Below are 14,221 nucleotides of genomic sequence, written 5' to 3'. Positions count from 1 at the left end.
CGGCGGGCGTTTCTCGCTAGGCTGATCTTGTGGACTTGGGGGAGATCGGGCGGACTCTGGCAGAACGGCTTCGCGGCTGGGCGGGCGACGGCTGGTCCGAGGCGGTGCTGCAGATGTCGACCGGCAGTGCGGGATCGGTCGAAGCGTGGACTGACGGACCGGAACACGCCAGCGGGCGTGATCTCCTCAATGCTGTGCACGGCGCCTACCCGGCGGACCGTCCTCCGGCGGCCTATGAGGTGCGGTTACGCGCCGACGGCACTTACCGGTTCACGACCAGCCCCGACGTCGACCAGCTGTCCCCGGTCCGGCGCGTGTTCGATCCGGATTTCCGTTGCCCGCGGCGACCGGCCCCCGGCATGCGGCGACCGGCGGGCACCGAACCGACCGGGGCGCCGACCGACCCGGCGGTGCTGCGCGAAGTCCGTGCGTTAGTCGAGGAATTCGCGGAGCGGTACACCGCGATCACCGGCCACGCACCGGACTGGGAGCCGGGCCGGAGCGAGGACGAGATCGCCGCCGCCGAGGCACGGATCCAGATCCGGTTGCCGGAAGACCTGCGAGCGCTCCACCGGCTGGTGGGCCGGGACTCCGGCGAAACCGGGCTGCTCGGTTACTACGCGCACGACTCGCTCGAGACAGTGATCGAGGACTACCTCTTCAGCTTGCCCGGTGCCTACCGCGGAGCCGCGTGGGACGAACCACCGCACAGCGCGGGCGTGGTGTTCGAAGCGGTGCCGCCAGGACGGATCAATCGCGTTTCGCGCAACGACTGGTGGGTGTCGTTCGGCGGGAACCACAGCGACCAGTGGATCGCCGTCGATCTCGATCCCGCCGAAGGCGGCCGGTCCGGGCAGGTGATCGAACACGGCGAGGAGGTCGCCCGGCTGCTCGCCCCCTCGGTCTCCGCCATGCTCGCCGACGTCGTGACCGCCCTCCGCGCGGGCCGGTTCACCCGCCATGAAGGCAATCCCCGGCTCGAGATCCAGGCGGCCTTCCACGACGTCCCTGACGAGAACCATGTGCTTCTCATCCGCGATGTCGCGAAAACAGACCTGGCCGCCGAACTCGGCGCTGCGGATCGGGCAGCGGTCCAGTCGTGCCATCTGAGCGATGGAGCCCATCTCGACCTCGCCGCGCTCGAACCGCTTGGCGGGCTGCGCGAACTCGGCGCCCATCGCATGAAGACCGTCGTCCCGAATGTGGCTGGGCTGCCGCTGCTGGAATCCCTCACCATCTCAGCCGAACAGGCCGACCTCAAGGCGCTCGCCGGTCATCCGACCCTGTGGGACCTCACCCTCAGCGACCTCACCCACCCAGTCGACCTGTCCCCGCTGGCCACCCTCCCGAACCTCACCCGGCTCGCCATCGCCGGACTCGACATCCCGGCAATCGACCAACTAGCCCACCTGCCAGCCCTGCGCGTACTCACCCTCGACGCGAATCAGCTCACCCGTCTCCTGGCCTCCGGCCACCGTCTCCCCCAGCTGGCCGCCCTGACCGTCTCCGGCCGCGTCCTGCTGCCCGACGCCGTCGAGTTCCTCCGTCAGCTCCGCGGCGCCGACGTCCACCTGCAAGAGTTCACCGGCTCGCTCAGCGCTCCTCCCGAGCCGGAGCGGGCATAGTCACCACAAACCCCGTGCTGCGCCCCAAATCGTCCAGCAGCCAGCCCATTCGCTTGACCGTCCGCAGGATCAGCGCCGAGTCCACCACCGACAGCGGCGCGAGGTCCTGTTCCAGATGTTCCTGCATCCGCATCGATTCCTCGATCGACCGCATCCACGTGGTCACCAAAAGATTCGCCGGCCCGGGCAAACTCGCCATCTGCCGCACGGTCGGGTTGGCGCGCAAGCGATCCACGCACGTCGACACGTGGGCGACCGGCACCTGGCACCACCAGTTCACGACGATCGGCGACGGCGTCAGTCCCTGCGCGATCTCGCAGCGGAACGTCAAAGCATCGGCGTTCAGCAGGTGTCCGAGCTGGCGGCGCACGGTCGAGACCGGACGTCCGGTGATCCGCGCCAGATCCGCGGCGCTGCGTCGACCGTCCTCGCCCAAGGCGACAGTCAAAGGCGCGTAAGGCTCTTCCCACGGCTGCAGTTTGGCCATCCGCCCGCCGCCGATGGACGGTAGTTGCGACAGGGCCTGCACGCGCCGCCGATCCAGAGCGCCTACTCGCCAGGAGCTGCCTTCGACGTGCAGTCGCGACGCCAGGTGCGAGCGGGTGTTGAGCACCCCGGGCAGGCTGGGGATCGCGTCCAGCAGCAGGGCGGACAGGTCGCGCAGCCCGAGGCCGAAAACGGTCAGCACCAGGCTGTATTCCCGCGAAGCTTCCTCGATGCTGGCCACCGAAGGCCACGTCGCCAGCTCCCGGATCAGCTCGCGTACCTGGCCGCTCGCGCAGCGGATTTCCACGTACGCGGCCTGCACCTGGTACAGCCCGGGCACGTGCGGATACGCCGTCACCCACGCCGCTCCCCCGTCGCGCAGGCGTTCCCAGCGCCGGGCCAGCGTCACCGGGGAGGAGTCGAGCGCCGCGGCCAGTTGCGTCCAGGTGGCGCGGGGGCGCAGTTGCAGCGCGTGGATGAGCGAAAAGTCTTCCTCCTCCAGTGAGTCGATCATTGTTTCTTCTCCAGAGGGCCGGTTCGCGAGCGATTCCGACAACTCTAACGCGATATCAGGCGTGAGTTCGCACACTCGACCACCAAGACGCCGTTCCCCGACGAAGAGGAGCCGAGCCGGTGGACCTCCACGAAGACGCCCGCAGCCAGCAGGACGATCTGGCGCGGCTGCGCCAGGAACTGCACCGCGAGCCCGAGATCGGCCTCGACCTGCCGCGCACCCAGGAACGGGTCCTGCGCGAACTCGACGGGCTCGGGCTGGAGATCTCCACCGGCACCGGCACGACGTCGGTGACCGCGGTGCTCCGCGGCGAAGGCTCCGCCCGGGATTCGGCTCAGCCGCGCACGGTCCTGTTGCGCGCCGACATGGACGCGCTCCCGGTCCAGGAAGCGACCGGGCTCGATTTCGCCGCTACCAACGGCGCGATGCACGCGTGCGGCCACGATTTGCACACCACGTCGCTGGTCGGCGCGGCCCGGCTGCTCCACACGCACCGCGACCGGATCAACGGCGACGTCGTCCTGATGTTCCAGCCCGGCGAAGAAGGCTGGGACGGCGCGGGCGTGATGCTGAAGGAAGGCGTGCTCGACGCCGCCGGCCGACGCGTCGACGCCGCGTACGGGCTCCACGTCTTCTCGTCGATGCTGCCCAGCGGCCAGTTCGCGAGCCGTCCCGGGACGCTGATGTCGGCCTCGCACAAGCTGCTCGTGACCGTGCACGGCGAAGGCGGCCACGGGTCGATGCCGCACCGTGCCAAGGACCCGATCTCCGCCGCCGCGGCGATGATCACCGCGCTGCAGACGATGATCACGCGCCGCCTGGACATCTTCGACCCGGCGGTGCTCACCGTCGGCGTCATCCGCGGCGGCACGAAGCGCAACGTCATCCCCGCGACCGCCGAGTTCGAGGCCACCGTCCGCTGCTTCTCCGACGACACCGCCGCTCTGCTGGACACCACGATCCGCGAGACGATCGACGGTGTCGCGCGGGCGAACGGCGTCACTGCGGACGTCGTGTTCGAGAACGAATATCCAGTGACCGTAACGGATGTCGACGAAACGGCGTTCGGCGCCGAGGTCGTCCGCGAGACGATCGGCGAGCAGTACTACACCGATCTGCCCAACCCGGTCGCCGGTTCCGAGGACTTCTCCCGCGTGCTCGCCGCGGTTCCGGGCACGTTCCTCGGCCTCGGCGCGCTGATGCCAGGCCTCGAACCGGACACCGCGCCCAACAACCACAGCCCGTACGCCGGTTTCGACCCGTCCGTGCTGTCCCGCGCCGCCACCGTCTACGCCGAACTCGCCGTCCGCCGTCTCGACCGGTTCGCCGAAGGAGCATTGCGATGACTTCTGTGGTCCCAGACCGTCGCCGCACCCTGTTCGGGCTCGGCGCCGGCAACGCGATGGAGTGGTTCGACTGGAACGTCTACGCCACGTTCGCGTCGTTCTTCGCCGCGCAGTTCTTCAACGCTCACAGCGCGGTTTCGGCTTTGCTGAGCACGCTCGCGGTATTCGCGGTCGGGTTCGCCGCGCGGCCGATCGGCGGCTGGGTGTTCGGCTGGATCGCCGACCGCAAGGGCCGCCAGCTCGCGATGGCGCTGACCGTCGCGATCGCCGCCGCGGGCAGCCTGGTCATCGGCCTTTCCCCGACGTACGGCCAAATCGGCGTGTGGGCGTCGGTGATCCTGGTGGTCGCACGGCTGGCGCAGGGCCTCGCGCACGGCGGCGAGCTGCCGTCCGCGCAGACCTACATCGCCGAGGTCGCCCCGCCGGCCCGCCGCGGACTGTGGTCGAGCCTGATCTACTTCTCCGGCACCTGCGGTGTCCTCGTCGGCACCCTGCTCGGCGCGGTCCTCTCCGGCGTGCTGACCCACGAGCAGATGCTCTCCTTCGGCTGGCGGATCCCGTTCATCCTCGGCGGCGTCTTCGGGATCTACTCGCTCTACGTGCGGCTCCGCATGCGCGAGACCGAGGTCTTCCAGGCGGCGAAGAAGGACGCGGAGAAGGAAAAGGGCCAGATCTGGCAGACGATCAAGCAGAACCCGAAGCTGCTCGCCCAGGTCATCGGCCTGACGGTCGGCGCGACGGTCATCTACTACATGTGGGCCGTCGCCGCACCGTCGTACGCGATCACCGTGCGCGGCGTCCCGCCGACCGGCGCGCTGTGGGCGGGCGTGTTCGCGAACGTGGTCTTCCTGATCGCCTTGCCGCTGTGGGGAATCGTGTCCGACCGTATCGGCCGCAAGCCGGTGCTGTTCATCGCGATCGCGGGCCTGCTCCTGCTGAGCTTCCCGCTGAACGCGATGGTCGGGCACGAGGCGTGGCAGCTGTTCGTGGCGATGTCGATCGCGCTGATCTTCATGGCCGGGTTCTCCTCCATCGGCCCGGCGGTCTACGCGGAAATCTTCCCGACCCGCATCCGCGCGGTCGGCGTCGGAGTCCCGTACTCGATCGCGGTCGCGGCGTTCGGCGGCACGGCGCCGTACTTGCAGACGCTGTTCGCGGGCAACGGACATCCGTCGCTGTTCATCGTCTACGGGATCGTGCTGATGGTGATCAGCGCGCTGGTGGTGTTCACGCTGCCGGAGACCCGGGGCGTGGACCTGCGGGAGAAGACGGAAGCGGTCGACCGGGCGGTCACCGGGTCAGGAGCGTAGGGCGGAGCCACCGTCCGTCTCTTGTGGACAGTTCGCCACCCGGCCGTGCGGGGTTCCCCGCACGGCCGTCGGCGTGCTTCAGCTGTCCGCCTGAGTCTCGCCCAGCTGCCACCACAGCGCCGCGCGCAGCTGTTCGATCAGGGCCTCGTCGTCCTCCTCGCTCGGGTCCGCTCCCAGCGGCACCCAGCGTTCCTCCACCAGATCGCCGTCGTCGTAGCTGCTGATCAGTATCCCGGGATACGAAACCGTCAGCTCGTCCTCCGGGCAGCCGGTCGCGCACGGCCGGTCGTCCATCCGCACATGCCGGTAGTGCAACCGCACCCCGACCCATCGGCCGGACGGCCGCGGCTGCTGGTCCGTGCCGTCCATCGCCCGCTCCCGCTCGCCCCATGTCCCCCGGCTGAAGGTCGCGCCCGGGGCTGCCGGAGTTACCGGCCGGTTGTTCCGGTTGGGTAACGGCATCCGGCGCCGACGCCGCCGGGCGCTTCGCAACGTGTTGACAACGACCTTGCCCGGCGGCGAGGCTGGCCCGGTGAACAGCGGATCTCGGCGGCGGCTGGACCCCGCGCAGCGCCGCGCCGAGATCCTCGCCGCGGCCCGGCGATGCTTCGGCGCCGGCAGCTACTCCTCGGTGTCCACTTCGGACATCGCGGCCGCCGCGGGAGTCGCCCGGCCGCTGATCAACCACTATTTCGGCGGCAAACGCGAGCTGTACCTCGAAGTGGTGCGGCAGATGACGATCGTGCCCGCCCCGGTCGTCGACGCGCTGCCGGACGGCCCGCCCCGGTTGCGCCTCGAGGTCGGCATCGACCGGTGGATCGACGTCGTGGAGCGCAACCGCGACGCCTGGCTGACCGTGATCGACGCGGCGCACGACCCGGAGGTCGAGCGGATCATGCGCGAGGCGGACGAGATCGCCGCCGACCGCGTCCTCGCCGCCGCCCAGCTGCCCGAGAACGGGCATCCGCAGCTGCGGGCGATGATCCGCGCGTACGGCGGGATGTTGCGCGCCGCGTCCCGGGAATGGCTCGTCCGCGGCACGCTGGAGCGGGCCGAACTGCGCGCGTTCCTGGTGGAATCGCTGGTGCAGCTGCTGGAAGTCACCTATCCGGCGGTACTGGCGCAAAAGAACTAACGGTTGCGGCGGGCGTACGCGGCCGGAGTCGTCCCGGTCCAGCGTTTGAAGGCGTAGATGAAGCTCGACGCTTCGGCGTAGCCCAGGCGCAGGGCGACGTCGTCGACGGACAGCACGCCGGTGTCGAGCATTTCTTCCGCGAGCGTCTGCCGGACTTCGTCCAGCAGTTGCCGGTAGCCGGTACCCGCCTCGGTCAGCCGCCGTCGCAGGGTTCGCGTGCTGAGGGTGAGCTGACGGGCGATCTCGTCCATCCCGGCGTCCGCGCCGCCGAGCCGCACCAGTCGTTCGCGCACCAGCTGCGGGACGCCCGATCGCGTGCGGCGGCGGGCGACGAGAGCGTCGCACTGCGCGGCGCACAACGCGACGGTTTGCTCGTTGGCCTGCGGCAGCGGAAGGTTCAACAGCTCCGGATCGAGGGTGACCCGGTGTTCGGCCGCGCCGAAGATCGGGGCGACGCCGAAGGCCGTCCGATAAGAGTCCACAAAGGACGACGATGGGAAGCGGAACTCCAGGCGTTCCAAGGAGATCTCCGGCAGCAGGTCCCGCATGACCGTGCAGATCGCGGACAGGTCGCGCAGCGCGAGGAACCGGGCGACGTCGTCCGGCACCCGCGAATCGTCCAGCACCAGGCGGAGTCCGGCGGCGTCCAGCTCGACGTGCGGAATACAGAAGGTGAAGGACAAATCCAGGTAGCGCAACGCGAACACCATCGCGTCGCGCATCGTCGGGCTGCTGATGCAGGCGAAACCGAAGATGCCGAACGTCGTCGCGCGGTACCGGCAGCCGAGGCTGAGCGCGACGTCGTCCCCCGAGCCGACCGTGGTCAGCAATGCCCGCACGACGGCCAGCTCCTGCCGCGCGTCGAGCTGCCGATCCGGCGCGCGCAGTTCCTCGACCGGCACTCCGGGCAGCGAGACGCCGCGTTCCTCGGCGAAGCGGTGCATGAGCAGCACACTCGCCGTGCCGCGCGGGTAGTCCCAGTCGCGGATGGCGGGTGCGGCTAGCTCGGCCATGGCCGGAATTATGGATCAACCGCCCGCCCGCGTGCGTTCGAGGGCCAAAACTGTCCGGGTTGCTCGTTAAGCTCCCGCCGTGCACCTTTCCCACCGCGTCCTCAACCGCGCCACCCTCCACCGGCAACTGCTCCTGAAGCCCGCCAAGATGCCGGTGCTCGACGCCGTCACCCACCTCGCCGGGCTGCAAGCGCAAGCGCCGTTCCCGCCGTACTACGCGCTGTGGTGCCGGTTGCAGGACTTCCAGCCGGACGATCTCGCGAGCCTGCTGCTCGACCGCAGCGTGGTGCGGATGGTGCTGATGCGCGGCACGGTGCACCTCGTCCCGGCCGCAGACGCGCTCGCGTGGCGGCCGCTGGTGCAGATCGTCATGGACCGCGCCCTGACCGCGGCCAACCAGCATCGGGAACCGCTGTCCAAACTCGACCACGACGCGGTGGCGAAGACGACCAGCGAACTGCTGCGCGAGCGGCCGTACTCGAGCGATCAGCTCGGCAAAGCGCTGGTCGAGCACTATCCGGAGACGCCGGCCGGGTCGCTGATGTTCCTGGTCCGCGCCATCCTGCCGCTCGTGCAGATCCCGCCGCGCGGCGTGTGGGGCAAGGCCGGGCAGCCCACCTATCAAGTCGCGGACCACTGGCTCGACGGCGTCGACGCGCCGGCGCAATCCGCCGCCGAACTGGTCCGCCGCTATCTCGCCGCGTTCGGCCCGGCGACGGTGGCCGACGTGCAGGCTTGGGCTGGCGTCACGAAGCTCGGCGAGGTGGTCGAGGAGATGGACCTGCGCACGTACCTCGACCCCGAAGGACGCACGATCTACGACCTGCCGGACGCGACGCTGCCCGACGAGGACACGCCCGCGCCGACGAGGCTGCTCGGCCCGTTCGACCAGACGCTGCTGTCCTACGCCGACCGCACCCGGATGATCAGCGACGAGCACCGCAAACGCGTGATCACCATCAACGGCCTGGTCAAAGGCACCCTGCTGGTCGACGGCCGGGTCCGGGGAATCTGGGAGACCACCGCCAACCGCGCGTCGGCGACGATGGTCCTCACCCCGTTCGAACGGCTCGCGAAACGCGACATCGCCGCGCTGGAGAGCTCCGCGCGGAAGCTGCTCGCGTGGGCCGAGCCCGGCAAGACGCACGTGGTCCAGGTCGTGCCCGGGTAGCCGCGTCCGCTGGCCGGAATTCTCGATCGAGTGGCCGTTCGTGCCTTCCGCACCGGCGACCGCCTGCGTAACTTCGGCCTATGGACGACACCCCGTCGGTGCTGATCGTCGGCACCGGGTTCGGCGGAATCGGCGCCGCGATCGAGCTGAAGCGCGCCGGTTTCCCGAACGTCACGATCCTCGAGCGGGCGGCCGAACCGGGCGGCGTGTGGCGCGAGAACACCTACCCCGGCGCGGCCTGCGACATCCCGTCGCCGCTGTACTCGTTCTCCTTCGAGCCCAATCCGGACTGGCCGAAGCGGTACGCGATGCAGCCGGACATCCACGCCTACCTCAAGCGCGTGATCGCGAAGTACGGCATCGAACCGCACATCCGGTACGGCCGCGAGGTCACGTCCGCGACCTACGACAACGGCCGCTGGCGCGTCGAGACCGCACAGGGCGAAACCTTCGAGGCAGACGTCTTCGTGCCCGCCGTCGGCCAGCTTTCCCGGCCGGCCTTGCCGTCGATCCCCGGCCGCGAAACCTTCGCGGGAGCGGCGTTCCACTCCGCGGAGTGGAATCACGAAATCCCGTTGGCGGGCAAGCGGATCGCGGTGATCGGCACCGGCGCGAGCGCGATCCAGTTCGTGCCGGAGATCCGCAAGGAAGCCGCGCACGTCACGGTCTTCCAGCGCACGCCGCCCTACATCATGGCCAAGAACGACGGCCGCTACAAAGCCTGGCAGAAGCGGCTTTTCCGCCGCCTGCCGAAGACGCAGCTGTTCGGCCGCGCGCGGATCTTCCTGCTCGCCGAGTACGCGACGTACGGCATGACGCGGCACCCGGTGCTGACCAAGGCTTTCGAACTGCGCACCGCTCAACTGCGCCGCCGTCATCTCAAGGACCCCACGCTGCGCCGCAAGGTCAAGCCGGACTATCCGCTGGGCTGCAAGCGGATCTTGTTCACCAACGACTACCTGCCCGCCCTCGCCCAGCCGAACGTGTCGGTCGAAACGTCCTCGATCAAGGAGATCACCCCGCGCGGCGTGCGCACCGCGGACGGCGTCGAGCACGAGGCGGACGTGCTGATCTACGGCACCGGGTTCAAGGCGACGGAATTCCTCGGTCCGATGAAGGTGTTCGGCCGCGACGGACGGTCGCTGGCCGAGGCGTGGAGCGGCGGCGCGCGGGCGTACCTCGGCATGACGGTGCCGGGATTCCCGAACCTGTTCTGCGTCTACGGCCCCAACACCAACCTCGGCGCGGGTTCGATCATCTACATGATCGAACGGCAAGCCCGCTACCTCCGCCAGGCTGTCGAGCACCTCGCCCGGCCGGACGTGGCGTCGCTGGAGGTGCGCGCCGAGGTCGAGGAGCGCTACGACCGCGAGGTGCAGGCGCGGCTCTCGCACAGCGTCTGGAGCGGGTGCACCAGCTGGTACCGGCAGGAGAACGGCCGGGTGAGCACCAACTGGCCCGGGCTGGTCACCGAATACGACCGCCGGACCAGGGCACTCGACCCGGCCGACTACCTGGTGCGCTCGTGAGTGTTTATGCCGGTTCTAACCGGCATAAACACTCACGAGCTCCCACTCAGGGCAGGTTCTTCAGGCCCGCGCTGACCGTGGTGGCGAAGGAGTAGCCGTTCGACGCGTCCCAGTTGATGGACCAGGTCATCGCGCCGCGGAACTCCGGATACGTCGTCGACGGCTTGAAGGAAGCGCAGCCGGTGCCCTTGGCCATGCAGTTCATCGCCGACACGACGTTCGACGGCGACTGGTACCCGCCGCCCGCCGCCGAGCCCGACGACGGCAGCCCGAACGCGACCTGGTCGGCCCGCAGTCCGCCCTGCAGCTGGATGCACGAGAGCGCGGTGAGGAAGTCGACGGTGCCCTGGGAGTAGACGTTCCCGTTGCAGCCGTTCATCGCGCCCGAGTTGTAGTACTGCATGTTGACGACGGTGAGGATGTCCTTGACGTTCAGCGCCAGCTGGAAGTAGCCGCCCTGGGTGGACTGCATGTCGATCGTCTGCGGCGCCATGGTGATCACCGAGCCGCCGCCGTCGTGGATGCTGCGCAGCGCCTGGCCCATGTAGGTGGCGTTGATGCCGTTCTCCAGGTCGATGTCGACGCCGTCGAAGCCGTAGGTCGAGATCAGCTGCTTCACCGAGTTGGCGAAGTTGCTCGCCGACTGGCTGTCGCCGACGCTGATCGTGCCCTTCTCGCCGCCGACCGAGATGATCACCTTCTGGCCGCGTGCCTGCACGGTCTTGATGTCCGCGCGGAACTGCGCGTCGGTGTAGCCGCCGAGCTTCGACGACAACGCCGGGTCGAGCGTGAAGCTCACCGCGCCGGGTGTCGTGGTCGCGTCGGCGAAGGCGATCGCGATGACGTTGTACGTCGTGGGCACGTCAGCGAGTTTCAGGGTCTTCGCGCCGTTGTCGAAGTTCTGCCAGTAGCCGGTGAGGATGTGCTTCGGCAGGTCGCCGTTGTGCGGCGGGGTGCTGGTCGTGGTGGTCGTCGGCGGCGTGGTCGGGGTCGTGGGCGTCGTCGGCGAAGTGGAGGTCGTGGGCGGGGTGCCCGGGCCGTCGAGGCTGACGTCGTCGGCGAGGTAGGCGGGCTGGCCGTACCAGCCGTGCAGGTACACCGTGAGGCTCGTGGACGAGCCGGTGGTGAAGCTCAGGCTGAGCTGCTGCCAGCCGGTCGCTCCGGGCGTCCAGGTGTTCTGCACGGCCGAACCGGAGACGCCGAGGTAGACGTAGCTGCCCTGGACCCACGCGGAGAGCTTGTACGCGGTGTTGGGCTGCACGGTGACCTGCTGGGAGCACTGCCCGGTGTCGGAACCGGAGGGCGCCGCGCTCAGCGAGTGGCTGCCGTCGTGTGCCTGGGTCGAGACGACCGACGAGGTGCCGGTGCAGGTCCAGCCGGAGAGCGAGCCGCTCTCGAAGCCGGGATTGGCGAGGATGTTCGCGGCCGACGCGCTGGTGGTGCCGAGGGCCAGCGTGACTCCGAGCGCGAGCGCGACCGAGGCCAGCAGGGACACCAGGGCGGGCAGCCGCCGGGGGGACGGGTGTGGGGACACGGGCAGACCTCCGCACGACAGTGAGCCAGGTCACCTCAAAATGGACTAGACCAATACGGATGTCAAGGAACTTCCGGAGGTGCTTCGGCGGGCCATGCGCGCCGCGCCGGGCGGGCAGCGGCACAATGCAGGCTCGGAGCAACCCGAGACGAAGCAGGAGCCTGGTTTTGAGCGTGCAGTCGGTCGAGCAGCGGATCGCCGAAGAGCTGGGGGTGCGCGAAGGGCAGGTCAAGGCCGCCGTCGGGCTCCTCGACGAGGGGTCCACGGTGCCGTTCATCGCCCGGTACCGCAAGGAAGTCACCGGAGAGCTGGACGACGCGCAGCTGCGCACGCTCGAGGAGCGGCTGCGCTACCTGCGGGAGCTGGACGAGCGCCGCGGCGCGGTCCTGGAGTCCATCCGGAGCCAGGGCAAGCTGGACGAGGCGCTCGAGGCGCAGATCCTCGCCGCAGACACGAAGTCGCGGCTGGAGGACATCTACCTGCCCTACAAGCCCAAGCGGCGGACCAAGGCGCAGATCGCCCGCGAGGCCGGTCTGGAGCCGCTGGCCGACGGCCTGCTGAACGACCCGTCGACCGATCCGCAGGCGGCCGCCGCGGTGTTCGTCGACGCGGACAAAGGCGTCGCGGACGCGCAGGCCGCCCTCGACGGCGCGCGCGCCATCCTGGTCGAGCGCTTCGCCGAGGACGCCGACCTGATCGGCGAGCTGCGCGAGAAGATGTGGACCGAGGGCCATCTGGCTTCGAAGGTCCGCGCGGGCAAGGAGACCGACGGGGCCAAGTTCTCCGACTACTTCGACTTCTCCGAGCCTTACACCAAGCTCCCCTCGCACCGGATCCTCGCGATGCTGCGAGGCGAGAAGGAAGAGATCCTCGACCTGTCGATGGAGCCTTCCGAGCCAGTCGCCGAGGACGCTCCGGTCCGCGTCGGCCCGACCGAGTACGAGCAGCGCATCGCCGCGCGGTTCGGCATCAGCCAGCAGGACCGCCCGGCCGACAAGTGGCTCGGCGACACCGTGCGCTGGGCCTGGCGCACGAAGATCCTGCTGCACCTTGGCATCGACCTGCGGATGCGGCTGCGCCAGTCGGCCGAGGACGACGCCGTGCGCGTGTTCGCCGCGAACCTGCGCGACCTGCTGCTGGCCGCCCCGGCGGGCACCCGCGCGACGATGGGCCTCGACCCCGGCTTCCGCACCGGCGTGAAGGTGGCCGTGGTCGACGCGACCGGCAAGGTCGTCGACACCCACGTGATCTACCCGCACCAGCCGGCGAACAAGTGGGACCAGTCGATCGCGGAGCTGGCCGTGCTGGCCGGGAAGCACAACGTCGACCTGATCTCGATCGGCAACGGCACCGCCTCGCGCGAGACCGACAAGCTGGCGATCGAGCTGATCAAGAAGCACCCGGAGCTGAAGCTCACCAAGGCCGTCGTCTCCGAGGCGGGCGCGTCGGTGTACTCGGCGTCGGCGTTCGCTTCGCAGGAACTGCCGGGCATGGACGTCTCGCTGCGCGGCGCGGTCTCGATCGCGCGCCGGCTGCAGGACCCGCTGGCCGAGCTCGTGAAGATCGACCCGAAGTCGATCGGCGTCGGCCAGTACCAGCACGACCTGTCCGAGGTGTCGCTGTCGCGTTCGCTGGACGCAGTGGTCGAGGACTGCGTGAACGCGGTCGGCGTGGACGTGAACACCGCGTCCGCCCCGCTGCTCACCCGGGTTTCGGGCATCACGACCTCGCTCGCGGAGAACATCGTGGCGCACCGCGACTCCAACGGCCCGTTCCGCTCGCGGACCGCGCTCAAGGACGTCGCGCGGCTCGGCCCGAAGGCGTTCGAGCAGTGCGCGGGCTTCCTCCGGATCCCGGACGGCGACGACCCGCTCGACGCGTCCTCGGTGCACCCGGAGGCGTACCCGGTGGTGCGGCGGATCCTCGACCGCACCGGCACCGGCATCCGCGAGCTGATCGGCAACGCGCGGACCCTGCAGGCGCTGAAGCCCACGGAGTTCGTCGACGACACCTTCGGGCTCCCGACGGTCACCGACATCCTGTCCGAGCTGGAGAAGCCGGGCCGCGACCCGCGTCCGGCGTTCAAGACCGCGACCTTCGCCGAGGGCGTCGAGAAGATCGGCGACCTCAAGCCGGGCATGCGCCTGGAGGGCGTGGTGACGAACGTGGCCGCGTTCGGCGCGTTCATCGACGTCGGTGTCCACCAGGACGGTCTCGCGCACGTTTCCGCGCTGTCGAAGAACTTCGTGAAGGACCCGCGCGACGTCGTGAAGCCGGGCGACATCGTCAAGGTGAAGGTGCTGGACGTCGACGTGCCGCGCAAGCGGATCTCGCTGACGCTGCGCCTGGACGACGAGCCGGGTGCGGGCAACAACCGCGGCGGTGGCGGCGGACGTGATCGCGGCCAGGGCGGCGGTGGCGGCGGTCAGGGCGGCGGCGGCGGTCAGCGCCGGAACCAGCCGCAGCAGCGCGGCGGCGGCCGGGATCGTCGTGACTCCGGAGGCGGCGGCGCGATGGCGGACGCGCTGCGGCGCGCCGGATTCGGCAAGTAGCTCAAC

Annotated in this window: 11 protein-coding genes; 7 read left to right on the top strand and 4 right to left on the bottom strand. The window is 69.6% G+C overall.

The features are described 5' to 3' along the window. Window positions 1-29 precede the first annotated feature (29 nt). Window positions 30-1,625 (top strand): SMI1/KNR4 family protein, encoded by a 1,596-nt coding sequence (locus EIZ44_RS04180; protein WP_134727788.1) that lies wholly within the window; start codon window positions 30-32, stop codon window positions 1,623-1,625. Here EIZ44_RS04180 and EIZ44_RS04175 read toward each other — a convergent pair. After that, window positions 1,594-2,625: an Lrp/AsnC family transcriptional regulator gene (locus EIZ44_RS04175; protein ID WP_134663200.1), complete on the bottom strand. Its 1,032-nt coding sequence runs from the start codon at window positions 2,623-2,625 to the stop codon at window positions 1,594-1,596. The genes EIZ44_RS04180 and EIZ44_RS04175 overlap by 32 nt on opposite strands. Window positions 2,626-2,744: 119 nt before the next feature. On the opposite strand from EIZ44_RS04175, the gene EIZ44_RS04170 reads away from it, so the two are divergent. Both EIZ44_RS04170 and EIZ44_RS04165 read left to right on the top strand, forming a co-directional pair. Further along, window positions 2,745-3,971 carry a M20 metallopeptidase family protein gene (locus EIZ44_RS04170; protein ID WP_134727787.1) on the top strand — a complete coding sequence of 409 codons (1,227 nt, stop codon included), beginning with the start codon at window positions 2,745-2,747 and terminating at the stop codon, window positions 3,969-3,971. Then, window positions 3,968-5,281 carry an MFS transporter gene (locus tag EIZ44_RS04165; protein WP_134727786.1) on the top strand — a complete coding sequence of 438 codons (1,314 nt, stop codon included), beginning with the start codon at window positions 3,968-3,970 and terminating at the stop codon, window positions 5,279-5,281. Before EIZ44_RS04170 ends, EIZ44_RS04165 begins: the two co-directional genes overlap by 4 nt. Before the next feature lie 78 nt (window positions 5,282-5,359). On the opposite strand, the gene EIZ44_RS04160 is transcribed toward EIZ44_RS04165, so the two are convergent. After that, on the bottom strand, window positions 5,360-5,650 hold the full coding sequence (locus tag EIZ44_RS04160) for a hypothetical protein (RefSeq protein WP_134727785.1): 291 nt from the start codon (window positions 5,648-5,650) through the stop codon (window positions 5,360-5,362). A gap of 163 nt (window positions 5,651-5,813) precedes the next feature. Between EIZ44_RS04160 and EIZ44_RS04155 the strand changes: the two genes are divergently transcribed. Beyond that, on the top strand, window positions 5,814-6,416 hold the full coding sequence (locus tag EIZ44_RS04155) for a TetR/AcrR family transcriptional regulator (protein ID WP_200864558.1): 603 nt from the start codon (window positions 5,814-5,816) through the stop codon (window positions 6,414-6,416). Here EIZ44_RS04155 and EIZ44_RS04150 read toward each other — a convergent pair. Beyond that, entirely contained in the window at window positions 6,413-7,429 is a 1,017-nt protein-coding gene (locus tag EIZ44_RS04150; protein ID WP_134727784.1) for an AraC family transcriptional regulator, read from the bottom strand. The two genes, EIZ44_RS04155 and EIZ44_RS04150, sit on opposite strands and share 4 nt — an antisense overlap. Before the next feature lie 79 nt (window positions 7,430-7,508). On the opposite strand from EIZ44_RS04150, the gene EIZ44_RS04145 reads away from it, so the two are divergent. Together EIZ44_RS04145 and EIZ44_RS04140 are read left to right on the top strand one after the other, a co-directional pair. Beyond that, complete coding sequence (locus EIZ44_RS04145) at window positions 7,509-8,600, top strand: winged helix DNA-binding domain-containing protein (protein ID WP_134727783.1); 1,092 nt, start codon at window positions 7,509-7,511, stop codon at window positions 8,598-8,600. Window positions 8,601-8,680: 80 nt separating this feature from the next. Continuing rightward, window positions 8,681-10,129: a flavin-containing monooxygenase gene (locus EIZ44_RS04140; RefSeq protein ID WP_134727782.1), complete on the top strand. Its 1,449-nt coding sequence runs from the start codon at window positions 8,681-8,683 to the stop codon at window positions 10,127-10,129. Window positions 10,130-10,175: 46 nt separating this feature from the next. Here EIZ44_RS04140 and EIZ44_RS04135 read toward each other — a convergent pair whose 3' ends face one another. Then, window positions 10,176-11,663 (bottom strand): chitinase, encoded by a 1,488-nt coding sequence (locus EIZ44_RS04135; RefSeq protein ID WP_205673045.1) that lies wholly within the window; start codon window positions 11,661-11,663, stop codon window positions 10,176-10,178. A gap of 125 nt (window positions 11,664-11,788) precedes the next feature. Here EIZ44_RS04135 and EIZ44_RS04130 point away from each other — a divergent pair, with 125 nt between their 5' ends. Next, entirely contained in the window at window positions 11,789-14,215 is a 2,427-nt protein-coding gene (locus EIZ44_RS04130) for a Tex family protein (protein WP_439098581.1), read from the top strand. Window positions 14,216-14,221: the final 6 nt, after the last annotated feature.

The sequence above is a fragment of the Amycolatopsis nivea genome, assembly GCF_004522235.1.
GTDB lineage: Bacteria > Actinomycetota > Actinomycetes > Mycobacteriales > Pseudonocardiaceae > Amycolatopsis > Amycolatopsis nivea.
The sequence above is the reverse complement of the archived record's forward strand: the minus strand, read 5'-3'. Positions and strand labels throughout refer to the sequence as shown.

Excerpts from the sequence above, each read along its gene's own strand:
- EIZ44_RS04165 (WP_134727786.1), top strand. The coding sequence starts at position 3,968 with ATGACTTCTGTGGTCCCAGACCGTCGCCGCACCCTGTTCGGGCTCGGC.
- EIZ44_RS04130 (WP_439098581.1), top strand. The coding sequence starts at position 11,789 with ATGCAGGCTCGGAGCAACCCGAGACGAAGCAGGAGCCTGGTTTTGAGC.
- EIZ44_RS04175 (WP_134663200.1), bottom strand. The coding sequence starts at position 2,625 with ATGATCGACTCACTGGAGGAGGAAGACTTTTCGCTCATCCACGCGCTG.
- EIZ44_RS04140 (WP_134727782.1), top strand. The coding sequence starts at position 8,681 with ATGGACGACACCCCGTCGGTGCTGATCGTCGGCACCGGGTTCGGCGGA.
- EIZ44_RS04150 (WP_134727784.1), bottom strand. The coding sequence starts at position 7,429 with ATGGCCGAGCTAGCCGCACCCGCCATCCGCGACTGGGACTACCCGCGC.
- EIZ44_RS04160 (WP_134727785.1), bottom strand. The coding sequence starts at position 5,650 with ATGGACGGCACGGACCAGCAGCCGCGGCCGTCCGGCCGATGGGTCGGG.